At 42.3% G+C, this 16,808-nt stretch carries 13 protein-coding genes (1 of these 13 cut by a window edge); 6 read left to right on the top strand and 7 right to left on the bottom strand.

Features of this window, described 5'->3' with window-relative positions:
• Positions 1-70 precede the first annotated feature (70 nt).
• Positions 71-1,861, bottom strand: a complete 1,791-nt coding sequence (locus NMG48_RS08900) for a protein kinase domain-containing protein (RefSeq protein WP_271254889.1) — start codon at positions 1,859-1,861, stop codon at positions 71-73.
• Between the two features lie 422 nt (positions 1,862-2,283).
• Here NMG48_RS08900 and NMG48_RS08895 point away from each other — a divergent pair, with 422 nt between their 5' ends.
• Positions 2,284-2,628, top strand: coding sequence for a hypothetical protein (locus tag NMG48_RS08895; protein ID WP_126389875.1), 345 nt, complete (start codon positions 2,284-2,286; stop codon positions 2,626-2,628).
• A gap of 20 nt (positions 2,629-2,648) precedes the next feature.
• Positions 2,649-3,107: an SsrA-binding protein SmpB gene (gene smpB / locus NMG48_RS08890; RefSeq protein ID WP_271254888.1), complete on the top strand. Its 459-nt coding sequence runs from the start codon at positions 2,649-2,651 to the stop codon at positions 3,105-3,107.
• A gap of 34 nt (positions 3,108-3,141) precedes the next feature.
• Here smpB and NMG48_RS08885 read toward each other — a convergent pair whose 3' ends face one another.
• The 4 genes from NMG48_RS08885 to NMG48_RS08870 all read right to left on the bottom strand — a co-directional run bounded on the left by NMG48_RS08885 (position 3,142) and on the right by NMG48_RS08870 (position 7,650).
• A complete protein-coding gene (locus tag NMG48_RS08885) occupies positions 3,142-4,905 on the bottom strand; it encodes an ABC transporter ATP-binding protein (RefSeq protein ID WP_271254887.1) in 1,764 nt (587 codons plus the stop codon).
• 29 nt (positions 4,906-4,934) lie between these two features.
• Positions 4,935-5,051, bottom strand: coding sequence for a photosystem II reaction center protein I (locus tag NMG48_RS08880; protein WP_071590106.1), 117 nt, complete (start codon positions 5,049-5,051; stop codon positions 4,935-4,937).
• 129 nt (positions 5,052-5,180) lie between these two features.
• Positions 5,181-5,855, bottom strand: a complete 675-nt coding sequence (locus tag NMG48_RS08875) for a GAF domain-containing protein (RefSeq protein ID WP_271254886.1) — start codon at positions 5,853-5,855, stop codon at positions 5,181-5,183.
• 322 nt (positions 5,856-6,177) lie between these two features.
• Positions 6,178-7,650 (bottom strand): ammonium transporter, encoded by a 1,473-nt coding sequence (locus tag NMG48_RS08870; RefSeq protein ID WP_271254885.1) that lies wholly within the window; start codon positions 7,648-7,650, stop codon positions 6,178-6,180.
• 629 nt (positions 7,651-8,279) lie between these two features.
• On the opposite strand from NMG48_RS08870, the gene NMG48_RS08865 reads away from it, so the two are divergent.
• Complete coding sequence (locus tag NMG48_RS08865; protein ID WP_271254884.1) at positions 8,280-9,059, top strand: MBL fold metallo-hydrolase; 780 nt, start codon at positions 8,280-8,282, stop codon at positions 9,057-9,059.
• 172 nt (positions 9,060-9,231) lie between these two features.
• Here NMG48_RS08865 and NMG48_RS08860 read toward each other — a convergent pair whose 3' ends face one another.
• Together NMG48_RS08860 and NMG48_RS08855 are read right to left on the bottom strand one after the other, a co-directional pair.
• Complete coding sequence (locus tag NMG48_RS08860) at positions 9,232-12,264, bottom strand: transporter substrate-binding protein (protein ID WP_271254883.1); 3,033 nt, start codon at positions 12,262-12,264, stop codon at positions 9,232-9,234.
• Between the two features lie 261 nt (positions 12,265-12,525).
• Positions 12,526-14,910 (bottom strand): ATP-binding protein, encoded by a 2,385-nt coding sequence (locus NMG48_RS08855; RefSeq protein WP_271254882.1) that lies wholly within the window; start codon positions 14,908-14,910, stop codon positions 12,526-12,528.
• Between the two features lie 163 nt (positions 14,911-15,073).
• Between NMG48_RS08855 and NMG48_RS08850 the strand changes: the two genes are divergently transcribed.
• The 3 genes from NMG48_RS08850 to kaiC all read left to right on the top strand — a co-directional run.
• Positions 15,074-15,940, top strand: coding sequence for a circadian clock protein KaiA (locus NMG48_RS08850; protein ID WP_271254881.1), 867 nt, complete (start codon positions 15,074-15,076; stop codon positions 15,938-15,940).
• Positions 15,941-16,130: 190 nt separating this feature from the next.
• On the top strand, positions 16,131-16,430 hold the full coding sequence (kaiB, locus tag NMG48_RS08845) for a circadian clock protein KaiB (protein ID WP_009626105.1): 300 nt from the start codon (positions 16,131-16,133) through the stop codon (positions 16,428-16,430).
• A protein-coding gene (gene kaiC / locus NMG48_RS08840; RefSeq protein ID WP_126389899.1) for a circadian clock protein KaiC crosses the window boundary here: on the top strand, positions 16,423-16,808 show its start. The gene runs 1,186 nt beyond the window's last position; the window shows 386 of its 1,572 coding nt (coding positions 1-386); the start codon lies at positions 16,423-16,425; its stop codon lies beyond the right edge, outside the window. The genes kaiB and kaiC overlap by 8 nt, the downstream gene beginning before the upstream one ends.

Genomic DNA, 16,808 nt, shown 5'->3' with positions numbered 1-16,808 from the left:
AGGGTTTATTTGCCCGCCGAAGGCGGGCAAATAAACCCTTGCTTAAAAAGCATCACAGCTATCTTTGGTATTAGTCCACCTTAGTTAAGTTGGCAATTTTCCATTTGCCATCCTCAAACTTTAGGTTGCAAATATATCGCCCCCTTGATGGCTGCGACTGCGATCGATCAATCTTGCCATTGACGTAAAGGGTGGGACTTTCAAAAATTTCGACCGTTACATTTGCTTGATTATCTTGAATTCCAAACGATCCTGCGCGGCTTACCTTAAAGTCACCATAGCTATAAAAAGCATTATTACTTTGCAACCAGTCAATTGAACCTTTGCGTTTTTCGTAGGCTTCACCTGTAGTGAGTTCTGCTAATAGCTGGCGATCAAAAGGTGGGGCAAACATTTGATTTTTAGCCGCTACTAAATTATTCACAAGATCCACCGCCTCTGCCTCCGATAAAGGCGCGATCGCTGTTTTCGTTGGCTTAGTAGTAGGTGTAGCGGTAGGGCTAACCGTAGCAGAGGGAGAATCCTTAGGAGTAGAGGTAGGACTAGCAGTTTCAGTAGGCGTTGAAGGACTGGCGACAGTTGGAGAATTGGGACTAGGTGTGACTGTAGGCTTACTAGTTGAGTTATTGGCAACAGGATTCAAGGTATTAGATCCATTACGAGTTGCCATCACTGCCCCGATCGCGATCGCGGTAGCAAAGGCAGCCACCCAGACCGCAATCCATAAGCCCTTATTACTACCTTTATGATCACTAGTTTGATAGGGGGCAGATACCTGTACCGTATGCTGTGGAGAATTTTCGGAGGGAGCAGGATGGAGATTAACGGGCGTAGTGGGTGGTGGTGTGGTCGGGGCAGGTAAAGGCTGGACTAAAGGTTGAATTGATGGCATTGGCGATTGGGCGATCGCAGGACTATGGGGTTGTGTCGGTGGAACCTTAGGTAAAACCTCAGTCCCTAAATCATTGCCGCTATTAGTACTCACAATCGTAGACTGAATACCATTGGCAGACTGCACTGATTGATGGGTTGGTAAATGATGTGATCCCAAATTTGCTAGCACTTTGCGAATTTCCGCCGCCGACTCATAGCGATCTTTGTAGTGATAGCGGGTCATCTTAGTTAATACATCAACTAACCCTGTTTTATTGGGTACAAGATGCTGCCAAATTAATTCCCCCGTTTGATAGTCCTCTTGTAATTCACGAGGCTGCAAGCCAGTGAGTGCCTGAATGCCAATAACACCGATCGCATATAAATCACTACTAGGGCGCGGTTTTCCTTGGGCTTGCTCACTGGGCATATAACCTAGAGTACCAATCGCTACTGTGGCAACAGTTTGTCCCTCCTGCGCCATCTGATTTTGTACCTGTTTAATCGCACCAAAATCAATCAGTACCAATTTACCGTCAGATTTACGGCGAATAATATTGTCTGGCTTCAGATCTCGGTGAATTACCCCTTGAGCATGGGTATATTCCAAAATACTTAATAAATCATCTAATATTTGAATTACTTGGGCTTCCCCCATTCGATAGCCGCGTACTAATTCCAATTCTAGCGATCGCCCCTCGACAAATTCTTCTACTAAGTAAAATTCTCCCGCCTGCTCAAAATAGGCAAGTAAGCGCGGAATGCGATCGTGATCGCCCAATTTGGCAAGGACTTGCGCCTCACTGGTAAATAAGCGATTGGCGACTTTGAGATATTCGCGATCGCCACTAGCGGGCTTCAGGTGCTTAACTACACAAAGTGGCTCATTGGGTATGCGCGTATCATGGGCTAAATATGTATGCCCAAAACCACCCTCACCCAGCTTGCTAGCAATGCGATAGCGCCCATCTAGTAATTGACCAATCATGCCCACTCACTCCAATTTTGCAATAAATATAGCAAAAAACCAGATCTATCAAGGTGCATCGTCTTGCCTTGATAGATCGAGAGTTGCGGTGCGATATACCACAACTCTCTTTGAGATTACAGCCTGTGGAGGCTTAAAGTAGTACAGAGGAATTTTTGAAAGTGCGGCTTCGCCGCACTTTCAAAAATTCCTCTGCGTTTCAAGTCAGCGCTTTGCGCTGTATAGAGAATAAAAGTTAGGCTTCTTGCTAGCTTCATATCCTTACCAATAGAAGTACACGTTGGTTTATGATGGTTAGGCTGTACTCCTCAAAGTGTCTATGTCCACAAACGACATAGCCTAGAATAGGTATATAGCTTTTAGAAACGGTTTGTAGACAAGGACTAGTAAACTGCTAGCCGCACCAGTTGTTTTGATGATTTATGGCTAGATACACTCAACATTTCTTAGTTGAAATCGCTCCCGAAAACTTGCATTCAACGATTATCAAAACGTTGGAATCCTGTAGCTTGGTAATTACCTATGAAACCGATGACTATGTAATTGCTCAAGAGACAGAAACTACTTCCCACGCCAAAATCGTGACTGTGGAAGTTTTGATCCATCGCTCTGAAATCGAAGGCAATCAAGCAAAATTGACTAGCGTTACTAAAAACGCCGAGTTACCACTGCGCGTTAATAATCACTGTCAAAGCATCTCCGATCGCGTTTCTAAGGCATTCAGTGATAGTCCAGAATGGAAGCTATTAGAAATATCAGGATATTAGACAGTCTGTAATGGGAATCAATGGCAAATTATTATCGTGTTCTCGCCGAAAATCGGCAAGCTAGATTTAATTACGAAATTCTCGAAACCCACGAAGCAGGGATCGAGCTACTTGGCACGGAAGTTAAATCTATTAAAGGGGGAAAAGCCAATCTCAGGGATGCCTATGGCATTGTGCGGAAGGGGCAGATCATGCTGCTGAATATGTATATTTCACCGCACCATACAACTAGTGTGTACTTTAACCATGAGCCAACCCGCACCCGTCGCCTGTTGCTGCATAAGGATGAAATCCGTAAGTTGATCGCATCAGTGCAACAGAAGGGATTAACCTTAGTCCCTCTCAAGGTTTACCAAAAGGACAATTGGATTAAAGTTGATATAGCAGTAGTGAGACAAAAGAAACTTCACGACAAGCGCGATGACATGAAGAAGCGCGATGATAAACGTGATATCGAACGGGTTATGAAAAATCATTAAATCCATTAAAAAAGCGGCGCAAAGCACCGCTTTTTTAATGAGTTGCCATCATTTCTAATTGGTAGAGACTGGCATATAAACCATTTTTAGCAATTAGCTGATCGTGGCTGCCTGATTCGATCACTTCACCTTGCTTGAGGACAAGAATGCGATCCACATTGCGGATCGTCGATAAACGGTGGGCAATGATGATCGTGGTGCGATCGCGCAATAGACGATCTAACGCCTGTTGAATCAAAAATTCGGTACTGACATCAAGGCTAGCCGTAGCTTCATCGAGAATTAAAATGCGGGGATCGCGGATTGCGGCTCTAGCAAAGGCGAGTAATTGCTTTTGTCCACCCGACAGATTTGTCCCACGTTCGCGCACTTGCGTTGCATAGGCATCTGGCAACTCTCGGATAAAGCGATCGACATTCATCAACTCGGCAGCTTCGATCACCTGCTCGATCGCATAGTCCTCACCGAGCGTAATATTTTCTTTGATATCCCCAGAAAACAAAAAGGCATCTTGCAAAATCACACCCACATAGCGCCGCAGTTCCGCTTGGGTAATTTCGCGAATATCAATACCGTCGATTAAAATTCTGCCCTTAGTTGGTTCATACAGGCGCGATATTAAACGAATAATCGAGCTTTTACCTGCCCCCGTTGGACCTACGAGCGCAATTTTTTCACCAGCCTTCAGGGTGAAGTTTACATCCTTAAGCACATATTCATCGGGCTTATAACCAAACCATACATGGTCAAAACAAATTTCCCCTGTGCCATCAATGGGTAAAGACTTAGGATGTTCAGGATCACGAATTTCGATGGGTTCTTGAAGAATGGCATTGATCCGCTCAACCGCCGTAAATCCTGACTGAATCGTAGTAAATTTCTCGGCTAGCTGACGGATCGGGTCAAAGAGACGCTGCGAGAATAGGATAAATGCTGAAAGCTCGCCAAAGGTGAGGTTATTCTGCACGATTTGCCCACCACCGAGCCAGAGTACACCCGCGATCGCCACTAGGGCGATCCATTCCAGCGTTGCCGACACAGCCGAATCATGGAAAACCGTGCGATTAACCTCAGCGACATATTGCTGATTGACCTTGAGATGTTGGTCAGAGTTAAACTTTTCGCGGCGAAATAGCTGGACAATATTCGCGCCAATAATATTTTCTTGGAGGATCGAGTTCAGTTCGGACAGGCGATCGCGTGCTTTGAAATTCGCCTTGCGATATTCGTACTGAAAATAAACGATTAAAGCTGTGACAGGTAAAACCATCATCACTAGCAGCAGTGCTAAATCCCACCGCAGCAAAAACATAAATACCGCAATGGTAGCGATCGCGGCTAGATCGCTGAGTACACCCACAGCACCAGTGGCAAAAACATCCCCCAACGCCTCCACATCACTAGTTAAACGTGTAATCAGTTTACCGACGGGAGTACGGTCAAAAAAACTGGTCGATAGAGACGTAACATGCTGGAATAAATCTTGGCGAATATCCGCCGTGATTTTTTGTCCAACCTTTTGCACCAAGTAGCCCTGCCATGCCTGAAACATTAGTCGCACTGCAATTGTAAGCAGGATAACTACACAAATCCACCGCAAACCAAACAGGTCTCCATTCTTAATTGGCCCATCGATCGCCTGCTGCACCAGAATAGGTTGCACCGCACTAGCTATCGATAAAGGTACAAGTAAAAACAGCGATATCAGTAGCTGTTGAGAATTTTTCTTTGCATAGGGCAATAGACTCAACAGTAAACGCCCATCATTACTCTTGGGACGATTTACATGTTGAGCCATAGCAGAGCTATCTTTGGAGGTATTAGGCACTATTCGAGATCTCTGTTACCGGGATTGCGAGATGGATCGCTGTTCAGGAAGCCAAACACAAACAAACTGATGAAGAATATGACAGTGATGTAGACCACTATTTTTAAAGTGAGCATATATAAATAATCTCCGTATAAATATTTAAGAATTCATTTAAGAATTCATCCTATGTTAAATCTTATAGGAAAAGATGGGAATTCCTGATACTTCCTTCAGAATCGCTATTTCAAGTTAAGTATAAATACTCAAGCCTTAAAGACTTGTCCTAAAAGTTGCGATCGCTCAATATACAAAGACACCTGACTAGCGATCGATCTCAATAATTTTTCATCAAAAGCGGAATAGGCAAGGGTAATTTCTTGCACATTTTCTTTCGTAATTGAAATATCCTGAACTTTACGATTTATTAACTGAAATACACCAATTGTTCTTTTTTGAGAGTCAAACATTGGTACGGCTAAAACCGAACGGGTGTGATATTCAATATCGTAATCAAAGGTTTTGTGATGGCAGTAGCTAGCATCCTCTGGCAAATCATGGGCATCCGATAGATTCAGAGTTTCCCCAGTCAGTGCAACGTAACCAACAATGCTGTCTTGATTAAGCGGTACTGCAAAATTCACCAATGAGCGATCGGGCTGTGAAGAATTTTGGGACACTTCAAAACAGACAGTATGTACTGGCGCAGTGCGATCGATTAGATAAATACTGCCTGCATCACTCCTCGTCATTTTTCTGGCAGTCCCTAACACCGACTCCAAAAAAGTCCTTAAATCGTCAGTACTCGATAGAGACAGCCCTAAAGCAAGCAGATCCTCAAGCAAGCCTTTGTAATGGTACAGTTGCTCGATTAATAACTGAGGACTTACGTGGGACAGATCCTCAGATGATTCTAATTGCCAGCCGAAATCAGGAGTCATGGATGTTGCCAATATCTTTGTAATTCCCTGCTCAACCTAAATAAAATCTCAATATAGCAGTCCTCAATCATTTGTAGATTTTTAGATTTGGAGAAGAGTAATCTGTCAGAGGATAATCTTCCACAAACCTTTTAGGATTGCGATAAAACTAATTAACTATTACTTAGCCTTAGCAGTACAAGCTATGCGAACAATACTAGCAAAATCACCTCAGAAAAATCCTAAAAACTAAAACTTATCGCACTTTCCCTCCTATTGTTTGTACTTCGGCAGAAGTTCAGAAGCACAAACAATAGCAACCAATACCTCGCAGCATCAAGCTCTAGTCTTCTATATCTGCATCGTCATCAGCCTCTCCCACAAATTGCAGATCATCAATCGGGTAAACATCTGGCCAAGCAGATGCCCCATGTTCGTAGACATCAATACCAATGAGATCCGCTTCAGGATTAACCCGCAATAGTCCCATCGAATTGATTACTCCAAACATCACAAAAGAAAAGATAACGACAAAAATAATAATTGCCACTTCACCCGCAAGCTGAACTCCCAGCAAGTCAAAGCCGCCACCCAAGAATAGACCAGCTTTTTTATTGATCGTCAGTGCTGGATGCCCCAATAAACCAACTGCGATCACGCCCAACATGCCACATGCCCCATGAACAGCAAAGGCTCCCACAGGATCGTCAATTTCAAACCACTCAATGATGTCTACGACCAACAAGACAAGTACACCAGCTACTAAGCCAATAAGTGCTGCTGCCCAAGGCATAATGTAAGCGCAACCTGCGGTCACACCGACTAACCCTGCTAGGGAACCATTCAGTCCACAAAATAGGTGCCACTGGCGAAAGCGGAAATATATATAGAGAAATGCAGCGATCGCTCCAGTCGAAGCCGCTAGAGTTGTATTCACCGCAATTAAGCTGACTAACCCCGGATTGCTCAAGCTCAAAGTTGAACCACAATTAAATCCATACCATCCAAACCACAAAATCATAGTGCCGATTGTGGCATAGCCAAGATTATGTGCTGGCGGGATTTGTCCCCATACACGATTAGGACGAGGTCCTAACAGATAGGCTCCAATTAGCGATGTCCATCCACCCACCGTATGTACAACCGCGCTCCCTGCAAAATCATGAAAGCTGAGTTTATTGAGCCAACCACCATTGTTCCACACCCAATGCACTACCACGGGATACATGACAGCACCCATGATGAAAGCATAAATTAAGTCTCCCCTAAAGTCTGTTCGCTCAGCCATTGCGCCTGTGGTAATTGTACTGGCTGTTGCGGAGAAGGCAAACTGAAAAAAGAACAGGGATAAGGTACTGACTGGTGCAGTGGAACCACCTGCTCCCATTGCATATTCGAATGTCCCACTATTGCTTAGAGTAAAGGCATTATTTAAGAAGAAGCCATCTAATCCCCAAAAACCATTACTAGTTGTACCAAAGGCGATCGCAAATCCTGTAGACCACCATGCGAGAAGAGTTACACCAGCATCTATGAAGTTTTCAGTCAATGTATTGACCACTGCGGTCTGTCTGACTAAACCTGCCTCTAGCATGGCAAAACCACACTGCATAAAGAAAACTAAAAATCCCGTGATTAAGACCCAACTCGTATTGACTGATAGCTTGAGTTCACCTGTGGATTTACTCAAAGATTCCAATGTACCTGTCTCTACCGCATGGGCGATCGATGGTGTAAATGCGGCGAAAATTGCTGCCCCGATCGCGATCGCCAAAAAACGCGCCCACTGATTCTTTTTTTTAATTGCCTTTGCCATGATTATATCCATACACCGCTAGTTGGCTTGCTAAGCAATTACCTCCTATAGCAGTTTGCACATGAAGATTTGCTCATCTACAAACTAAAAATCAAACCCAGTAAGACTTTTAGTTTGCATTTTACCTACGACAAAATGCAAACTACTATATGGTCAGAGTTTTGCATTATCTGCGGCAATAGCCCATATCAACCGCACAAGCTCATCTGCTACTTTGATGTTTCTATAGTGAGAATTATTCTTTTAGAATTTGGTAATGCTAGCAAAGCCATAATTTCTTATACGTTTAAGGTTACGCGGCAAAAGTGTCCATTAGTACAGTTAAGATCATCACTAATCGGTTAGCACAGTAACGCTAAACTACACAAAGCCTGTATTGACAAGATTTTAAGAGATGAATAACCCATGTGATCACAGTCACAGGAAGCCAGCTTTGCGATCGCAAGTTTAGGGTGAGCTTAGTCACTGCTCACAGTAGAAAAAAGAAAGATACTTAATTCACTAGCGACGTATCTACATAAATTTCCCCGCAAGAATGCCTCCTGCGGGTTTTTTATGGCTGTATTTGTAAAGAATTCGTTACAATATTTTTAGCACAGTTACCAACGCAAAGAATAACGCAGGAAATTATGTATTTAACATGGCTAGACAGTAACTCATGGCTCATCGAAATAGCTGGTAAACACATTTTGCTTGATCCTTGGCTAGTTGGTTCAATGATGTTTGGGAATGCTGCATGGTTTTTCAAATCTGATCGCTTGACACCTAGACAAATCCCCCAAAATATTGACCTAATCTTGCTATCCCAAGGGTTAGAAGATCACGCTCATCCCGCCACATTAAAGCAACTGGATCGTCAAATTCCTGTCGTCGGTTCACCTAGTGCCGCCAAGCTAGTTAGGGAATTGGGCTATACCCAAGTTACAGCCCTTGCCCACGGCGAAATTTTTAGCATCCCCCATCTTTTAGAAATTAAAGCAGTAGTTGGTTCCCCCACAGGACCAACAACAATTGAGAATGGTTATATTCTAAGAGATCTCTCAGAAGGCACATCTCTTTATTACGAACCCCACGGTTATCATACCCAATCTGTTCAAGACTTCGCACCTATTGATGTGGTAATTACGCCAACTATCGATCTAAAGCTACCTCTGGTTGGTACGGTGATCAAAGGTCAACAGAGTGCTGTACAACTAGCCCAATGGCTTAAGCCTCAAGTACTGCTGCCAACTGCCGCAGGTGGCGATCTAAGCTACAGTGGCCTTTTACTTAAGTTTTTAAAAGCTGAAGGAAGTATTGAATCATTGCGATCGCTATTTACCGCGAAGAATATTACTACTCAAATTATCGAACCCAAACCTTGGGAGCGCTTTGAGGTCAAACTCCAGAAACTAGCAGCTAGTAACTAACGCGAATTTGAAACGTGCTTTGAGAGAGGGTTTGCGTAGCAAACTCTCTCTCAAAGCACAAAAGTAACAGCCTTGCTACGCAAGGCTATTTTGCCAGCTTAACGAGAACTGGCATTAAACAGTTTCTTTTTGCTATGGCTTCCCTTACATTTCAAATAATTTTCATGATTTGCTATGGGGTTTTTAGAGTCACTAGATGCGCTTGCTCTAATGCCATTGCCGCAATTTCTAAAGACGGATCGAGAGATTTTACTTTTTCCTTTTGATCTAGCAACATATAGGTTTCCATCTCACCTCTGCCTTTGATATATACTTTGCCTCGATGCCAGAAAGAATACTTGTCCTTGAGTAACTCGTAAGTTACTTCCGTAACCTGAATTCCTCCCGCTAAGCCATGGGATTCCATGCGACTGGCAAGATTCACAGCATCTCCCCAAAGATCATAGATAAACTTACGGATACCTATTACCCCTGCAACGACTGAGCCAGTATTAATCCCAATTCGCAGACGGAAGGCACTACCATCATCACCACGCTTGAAGTTAGCAATTTCTCTTTGCATCGCCAGAGCCATTTCAGCGATCGCCTCCGCATGATCGGGACGCGCCGTTGGCAAACCACCAACAACCATATAGGCATCACCAATGGTTTTGATTTTCTCTAATCCCAACTGATCAGCCAGCCGATCAAAAGAAGAGAAAATACCATTGAGTTTATTAACCAATTCATTAGGAGAAATACTTGAGGCTAGCTCGGTAAAGTCCACAATATCCGCAAACAAAATCGAGACATTATCGGAGCGAGACGCGATCGTGCTATCACCATGCTTGAGTTGATGCACGATCGCTTTAGGCAGGATATTTAATAATAAGCTTTCTGATTTTTCTTGCTCAGCCTTAAGCGCTTGCTCTGACTCTTTACGCTCTGTAATATCTTGGACAATACCTTCATAGGAAATGAAATTTCCCTGTTCGTCATAGTTAGCACTAGCACTAATCAAAACCCAAATTATCGTGCGATCGCGCTTATAAGCTAGAGCTTCAAAACTAACCACAGAGCCATTAGTTGCAAGCTGATCGAGAAATTCTTGATAACACTTAGGATCCACAAACAGACGATATTCATCTAAAGCCACACCAGTAAGTAGCTCTGCAGGCGAATCATAGCCATAGATCTTTGCCAATGCAGGATTAGCATTGATATAGCACCCATCGGGCTGTGCTTGGAAGATCCCTTCAATAGCATTTTCAAAAATACTGCGATACTTCTCTTCAGCCTCACGGAGGGATGCCTCAATCTGCTTTTGATGGCTAATATCAATAATTACACCATCCCAAACCGTGTCGCCATTTTCATTGCGATGGGGTTGTGAGATGATACGAACCCATTTCACATTCACAAATAAGCTAGAGACCCGATATTCATGCTCAAATAACCTCAGTTCTTCAGCAGATCTTCGGACAATCTCATTGAGATCAGCCCGATCTTCTGGATGTGCCATATCAAACACCCATTCTAAATGCTCCGAAAATTCCTCCACAGAAATACCAAAAATTTCCTGAGTACGGGGACTGATATAGGGCATGGAGACTTCACCATTAGGGTGCAGCACGGCTCGATACACAACCCCAGGCACATTGTCTGCGATCGCCGAAAAGCGCTGTTGACTCTCCCGTAAGAGTATTTCTGCCTGTTGCCGTTCCGTCGCTTCAGTTTGAAGATGCTGGATCGTTTGTTGCAACTGGATCGTCCGCTGTTCAATGCGTTGCTCTAGTCGTTCATTTGCCTCACGCAAGGCTCCTTCAACATTTAATAGATCTGTCTGTGCCTTGAGTAATCGCTGATTTGCCTTAAAAAGCTTTGACATCGCAGCACGAGTAATTTCAGGCGCAAGTTGATTCCGCCCTTTACCTTGCCCCCTTCCTAATAACTCTGCGATCGTAAATTCTAGTTCTTGAGCGTCTTTTTCTATTTGCCAACTTTGATGAATGCTTTGGGGGATTTCCGCTAACATTTCCATAATCACATTAGATGTATTGCCATTTAGCTCCTCTACACCCAACCAAGGCATGGGTTTAATCGGATCAACGGTATATATAATTTCCAATTTCCCCGTCGAGGTTACTTCGGCAATTCGACAAGCTGTCGAAATATGATGATTACTCTCAATGGCAATTTTACCCATAGGCGCTAAAAAACTCTGTCCATAAGCCGCCTGCCGCATTGATTCAATATTAAAAGTTTGAGCCGTTTCCACTGCCATCTTCCACAAAAATACCTGAGCATAGGCAGTTTGCATAACATTGTTAATGGCTGGTACTTGACCATTATCTGCTCCAAACCAAGCCGCAGCCTTACGCAAAAAATCGTGGTTTTGAGTAGTATCTAGACTCTGAAAATAATTAGCACTTACAAGATGTCCTGCAAGAGATGAGGGATAAAGGCTTTGAGTAAGTTGACATAGTTCTATATCTGTTAAGCGCAGCGACAGGATTGGCATATCCCTAACATTGATATCTGATATCGCGTACTGCTGCAAAAACGCCACCGAATTATCTGGAGTTAAGGTGCTAATGACTATGTCAGGGGCAATATTTTTAATTTTGGCAATACTATCTTGATAGTCATAAATATTGCGCGGTACATAGTCTTCACACAACAACAAACTATTTTGTTGATTTAGTTGAGCACGAATAATTTTGTTAACAGTACGGGAATAAATGCCATCTGTCCCAATCAGATAAATGCGATCGCCTTTATTTTGGGCTAACCAAGCAATCGCTGGCTGCACGACCTGATTCGGACATGCACCTGTATAAAAGATATTTTTAGAAAATTCCAGTCCTTCATAGGAATAGGGATACCAAAGCTGGGCATGTTTCTTTTCGAGAATTGAGATCAAGCTTTTCCGAGCTGAAGATGTACAAACTCCAAATAAGTTACTAATTTCTAATTCATCAAGAAAATAGCTAACTTGAACCGCAATATTCTGCTCATGGGGAGTCATATCAAAAACAACTGGCTCAATTGTTTTTCCTAATATTCCACCAGACTGATTAATTTCAGCGATCGCCATTAATGTCGCATCTTTAACTAGCACTTCTCTAGAGCTTAAGCTCCCACTGAGAAAGTGCATAATTCCAACTCGTATGACATCAGTCCTATGATTAATTTCAGGATGTGAGGACTTAGTCTCTCGATTCATAATGGCTGATGCTCCTTACATTAAGAGAGTTCTGAATAATAAAAATACCAACACTGTCTAAGTAAGATAAAAGTCATTATTGGCATTGGCGGCATCGGGTTTCTCAGAAATATTCTTAAAAAAAACTTCAAATCTTAACCAGAATTAGAAGTTTTTTTTTAATAGTTTCTAAATAAATCATTAAAGAAAGCAAAAAAAAGCACGCATACAACAAATTTAGCTCGATCACCCACAAATTATGTTCGGCGAAATGGCTCAAACTCAATTATTTAAAGTGTGCGTTAGTACGTGAGTTGTAACATAACTCACTGCATTGGTAATTGACTGATGTAAAGCCAGCAAAATTTCTGCTCGATTTGAGTCTAAATGCTCTAATTGCAAACCAATACAATCATGCAAACCCAAACTCGGAAAGCGTTTTTTCAACCAATCGATCTCAGCAACCGACGACCGCGTAATGATCAAGATCGGTAGATTTGCAAGTACCTCTAAATGACTAATGGTTTCCAGATGCTTCAACAGAAAATGATTGTCACCATCAAGCAAAAATAAATCTGGTTGCCAAATCTTAGATAAAACATCACATTGTGTCAAATCATCAGCCTCTAGTAGGCAATGACCGAGGTCTTGCAACAAGTGAATGATCGTATCGTCCAAATTTTGATTTAAATATACAAATTTGAGGGATTTAGGAATATTTGCATAGTGGGGTAAGAAAATATTAAGTTCCGCAGCCTTAATTGGCTTTAACAAAATTCCATCAGCTTGATGAGTGTTAATCCGTGGCTCATCTACACGTTTCATCATCACCATCCGAATATGCTGTGTGACAGGATCCCCCTTAAGCAGGGCTAACACATCCCAACCCGACAACATCGGTAAATTTGGACTTAACAGAATCAGACAAGGCTGCAACCGTCGCGCTTTTTCTAGAGCTTCAGTACCCGATCGCGCAATTACAACTTGATAATCCAGATCTGCAAGGGTCTTTCTCAGCACTTCTACTTCCTCAGATGAAGTCTCGACAATTAAGACCAACCGAGTACGCGCACCATCAATTCGAGATGTTTGTGTATCAGGATTCACAGGCTCAGGAGGCAGCAAAATTGTAAACTGGCTACCCACATCGACTTGGGAAACAAAAGTAATATCCCCGCCATGCAAACGGGCGAGATGTCTAGTTAATAGAAGACTGGAACCTGTACCTTCAAAACGTCGAGTCAATACATTTTCCATCTGTTGGAATTTTTGAAATACCAAAGATTGCTTATCTTCAGGAATCCCAATCCCTTGATCCCATACAGTGATCGCTAGCCAACCTTCCCACCAGCGTACAGTAATACCGATTTGGGGCGCGTTATGGGGTAAATCCCCGACCAATCCCGATGGCAAAACACTAAATTTAAAGGCATTAGATAGAAGATTCACCAGCATTTGCTGCAATCTTGCTTCATCCGCCAAAATAGTTTGGATAGTTGGATCAATATCCAAATTAATATCCAATTCCCAGCCTTCCTCAAAGTTATAATTGCGGGAAATGGCTGAGTCTTGCTGCACCAATTTTCTAACTTGTTGAATACTTTTCAGGCAAACATCTTTGACCGAAATAGTTTCAGAGTATAGTTCAAGTTGCCCTGCTTCTGCTTTAGCAAGGTCAAACATATTGTCAATGATCGAAACTAGCTGTCTACCACTTTGGTGGATCATTTTCACATAACGACTTTGACGCTCATTTAGCTCTCCAAAGGTATTGTTGCTAAGCAAACTGGCAATACCAATCACTGAAGTCAATGGTGTTTTTAATTCATGGTTAATACAGGTCAAAAATTCATCTTTGAGCCGACTCAGCCCCGATAGTTCTTGAGCCAGATTTTTTTGAGCTGTAATATCATAGGCGATCGCCATTTCTAACCCTTGAAGGCTACCTTGCAAAGCCACATTCACGACTTGCCAAGTAAAAGAAGCACCATCAGTCGTACAAAATTCATGGGTTTCTGGCAAATTCGCTTGCAGTATTTGAGGAGAATCCTCCATAGAGGCTAGCTCAAGAGCTACATCCCTCCCACTATCTAAACGCTGCACTTCCGATCGCGGCGATATTTCATAGAGACTATTGCGCCATGCAGAATTCATACCCACAATTGCCCCATCGTGATCGCTCACCATCACAGGCAAAGGTATTTGATAAATTAAAGGTAGCAATAACGAGATAACCGAAGTTTTCTCGCTCTCTTCAGTTCTTACGAGCAATCTTAATAGGCTAGAAACCTCTAAGATACCTGCAAATTTACCATCTCCACTAACCAAAGCCCAAGTCTCCGCCGAATGCCGATATTGCGAAATTCTTTGCAGAAAGTCCGCCACGGTCATCGAGATTGAGATCGCAGGCAATGGCTCAAGATCAATATCCTCTAGAGCAATCGCAGGTGCAACAAACGTACATTGATCGGACTCAGCTTGCCAATTTAACAAACAACGCGCACTAAACAACCCTTGGGGCTGATCATTTTGATCCAGCACCACTACACTAGACCAGCCCTTTTTCAGAAGGTTTAATGCTTCGGAAGTTCTGGCAGGCAATCGGCAAATTGCCACCAGAGACTGCCCATATATTTCTAAAGACTGATTTAAGATGAGGGAGTCCATAAGCTGTAACCCTTACGGGTTATTGTTAATAGGTGTCTGTTGTCACTAACGGCTAGTATATTTTTCTATATAGTACGATCATCAATCTCACATGATTTTGCTATTTAAGTGCGAAAATAAAGCTTAAGATAAACTTCGTGCCACTCAAACCACCAAGTAGCCTGTGCCTGTTTTGACTAATTTACAAGTATGCTGTTTGGTGGCAGAAACTGATGTCATCCAAACAAAATCAGATCTCGCAAAATTTTTGCCTGAGGATCGATACACCGTAACGGTCGTTTCGGACTTAGAATCTCTTGTAAATTTATTGAAAAAAAACAAAAATGCACAAGATTGTTTAGTTATATTCAGAGATGTGGAGGCTGTCGTCGATCACCTCGGTATGCTAAATATTTTTATGCCGACCATACTTGTTCTAGAAGATCTTTATGAACAAAGCGAACCTCATGAACAAAGCGAATCAAGAGACTTTTATAGAGCCAGTATCAGCATCAGCTTCGATCAGCTCCATGATTTACCAACCATTATTGATCAGGCGATCGCCACCTTTATCAAGATCTCCCCACAAGTTCGCCATCAAGTCTATGTCAATATTCCCGATACTCCAGTTTCCGAATCCTTAAGTGTCCAACAACAAAGACTAGCTGATAAACTCAATGAGCGATTAGGGTATTTGGGGGTGTATTACAAACGCGATTCACGGTTATTCTTACGAAACCTATCTCCTGAAGATAGGCAGGAGTATATCGGACGCTTAAGAAGCATCTATCGATCCATCATATTGGAATATTTCTCAGAAAAACACAATGACTTAAATCAGAAAATTGATGAATTTGTCAATCTCTCCTTTTTTGCAGATATTTCTGTCTCTCAAGTTCTCGAAATTCACATGGAACTCATGGATGAATTTGCTAAACAATTAAGACTAGAAGGTAGGAATGATGAAATTTTATTAGATTATCGGATTACGCTAATTGATATGATTGCTCACCTCTGCGAACTCTACCGTCGCTCCATACCTAGATCCTAAAGAAATTAGAGTACTAGTTTTAGAGAATCCTAAGCAAAATTCGATTGAAATCTATAAAAAATATCTCAAATCTTGAAACTTTATCAATATTTGACCATAGCTATAGACTAAATGCAAAAATTTACTCTATAGAACTATAGAAGTTTAAGAGATTAAGTTATAAATAGCCGAAGCACACCAAATTAATGAAATGATTCGTAAAACATACGTCCTTAAACTCTATGTCGCAGGCAACACGCCAAACTCTGTACGGGCGCTGAAGATGCTCAACGATATCCTTGAAAAAGAGTTTCAGGGAGTTTATACATTAAAGGTAATTGATGTGCTGAAAAACCCACAATTAGCTGAAGAAGACAAAATATTAGCGACCCCAACTTTAGCTAAGGTTTTACCTCCCCCTGTTAGAAAAATTATTGGCGATTTGTCCGATCGCGAAAAGGTTTTAATTGGACTAGATTTACTATATGAGGAACTAATTGGCAATGACTAGCTCAACCACCCCTAATAATAACAACGAAATTAACGATAACAAAAGGCAAGAGCTAGGTGTACAGAAGTTACGCACCATGATTGAGGGGTTAGATGACATCACTCATGGTGGACTACCAAAGGGGCGATCGACTCTGGTAAGCGGTACTTCTGGTACTGGTAAAACACTTTTAGCCATGCAATTTCTCTATAACGGCATCACAGGGTTAGATGAGCATGGTGTATTTGTCACCTTTGAAGAATCTCCCTCAGACATTATTAAAAATGCCTATAGCTTTAATTGGGATCTCCAAGAATTAATCGATCAAGGTAGGTTATTTATTCTTGATGCCTCTCCTGACCCTGAAGGGCAAGAAGTAGTTGGGGACTTCGATCTATC

This window comes from Pseudanabaena sp. Chao 1811 (assembly GCF_027942295.1).
Classification (GTDB): Bacteria; Cyanobacteriota; Cyanobacteriia; order Pseudanabaenales; family Pseudanabaenaceae; genus Pseudanabaena.
Note: the sequence above shows the minus strand (reverse complement) of the source record. Positions and strands in the feature narration are given on the sequence as shown.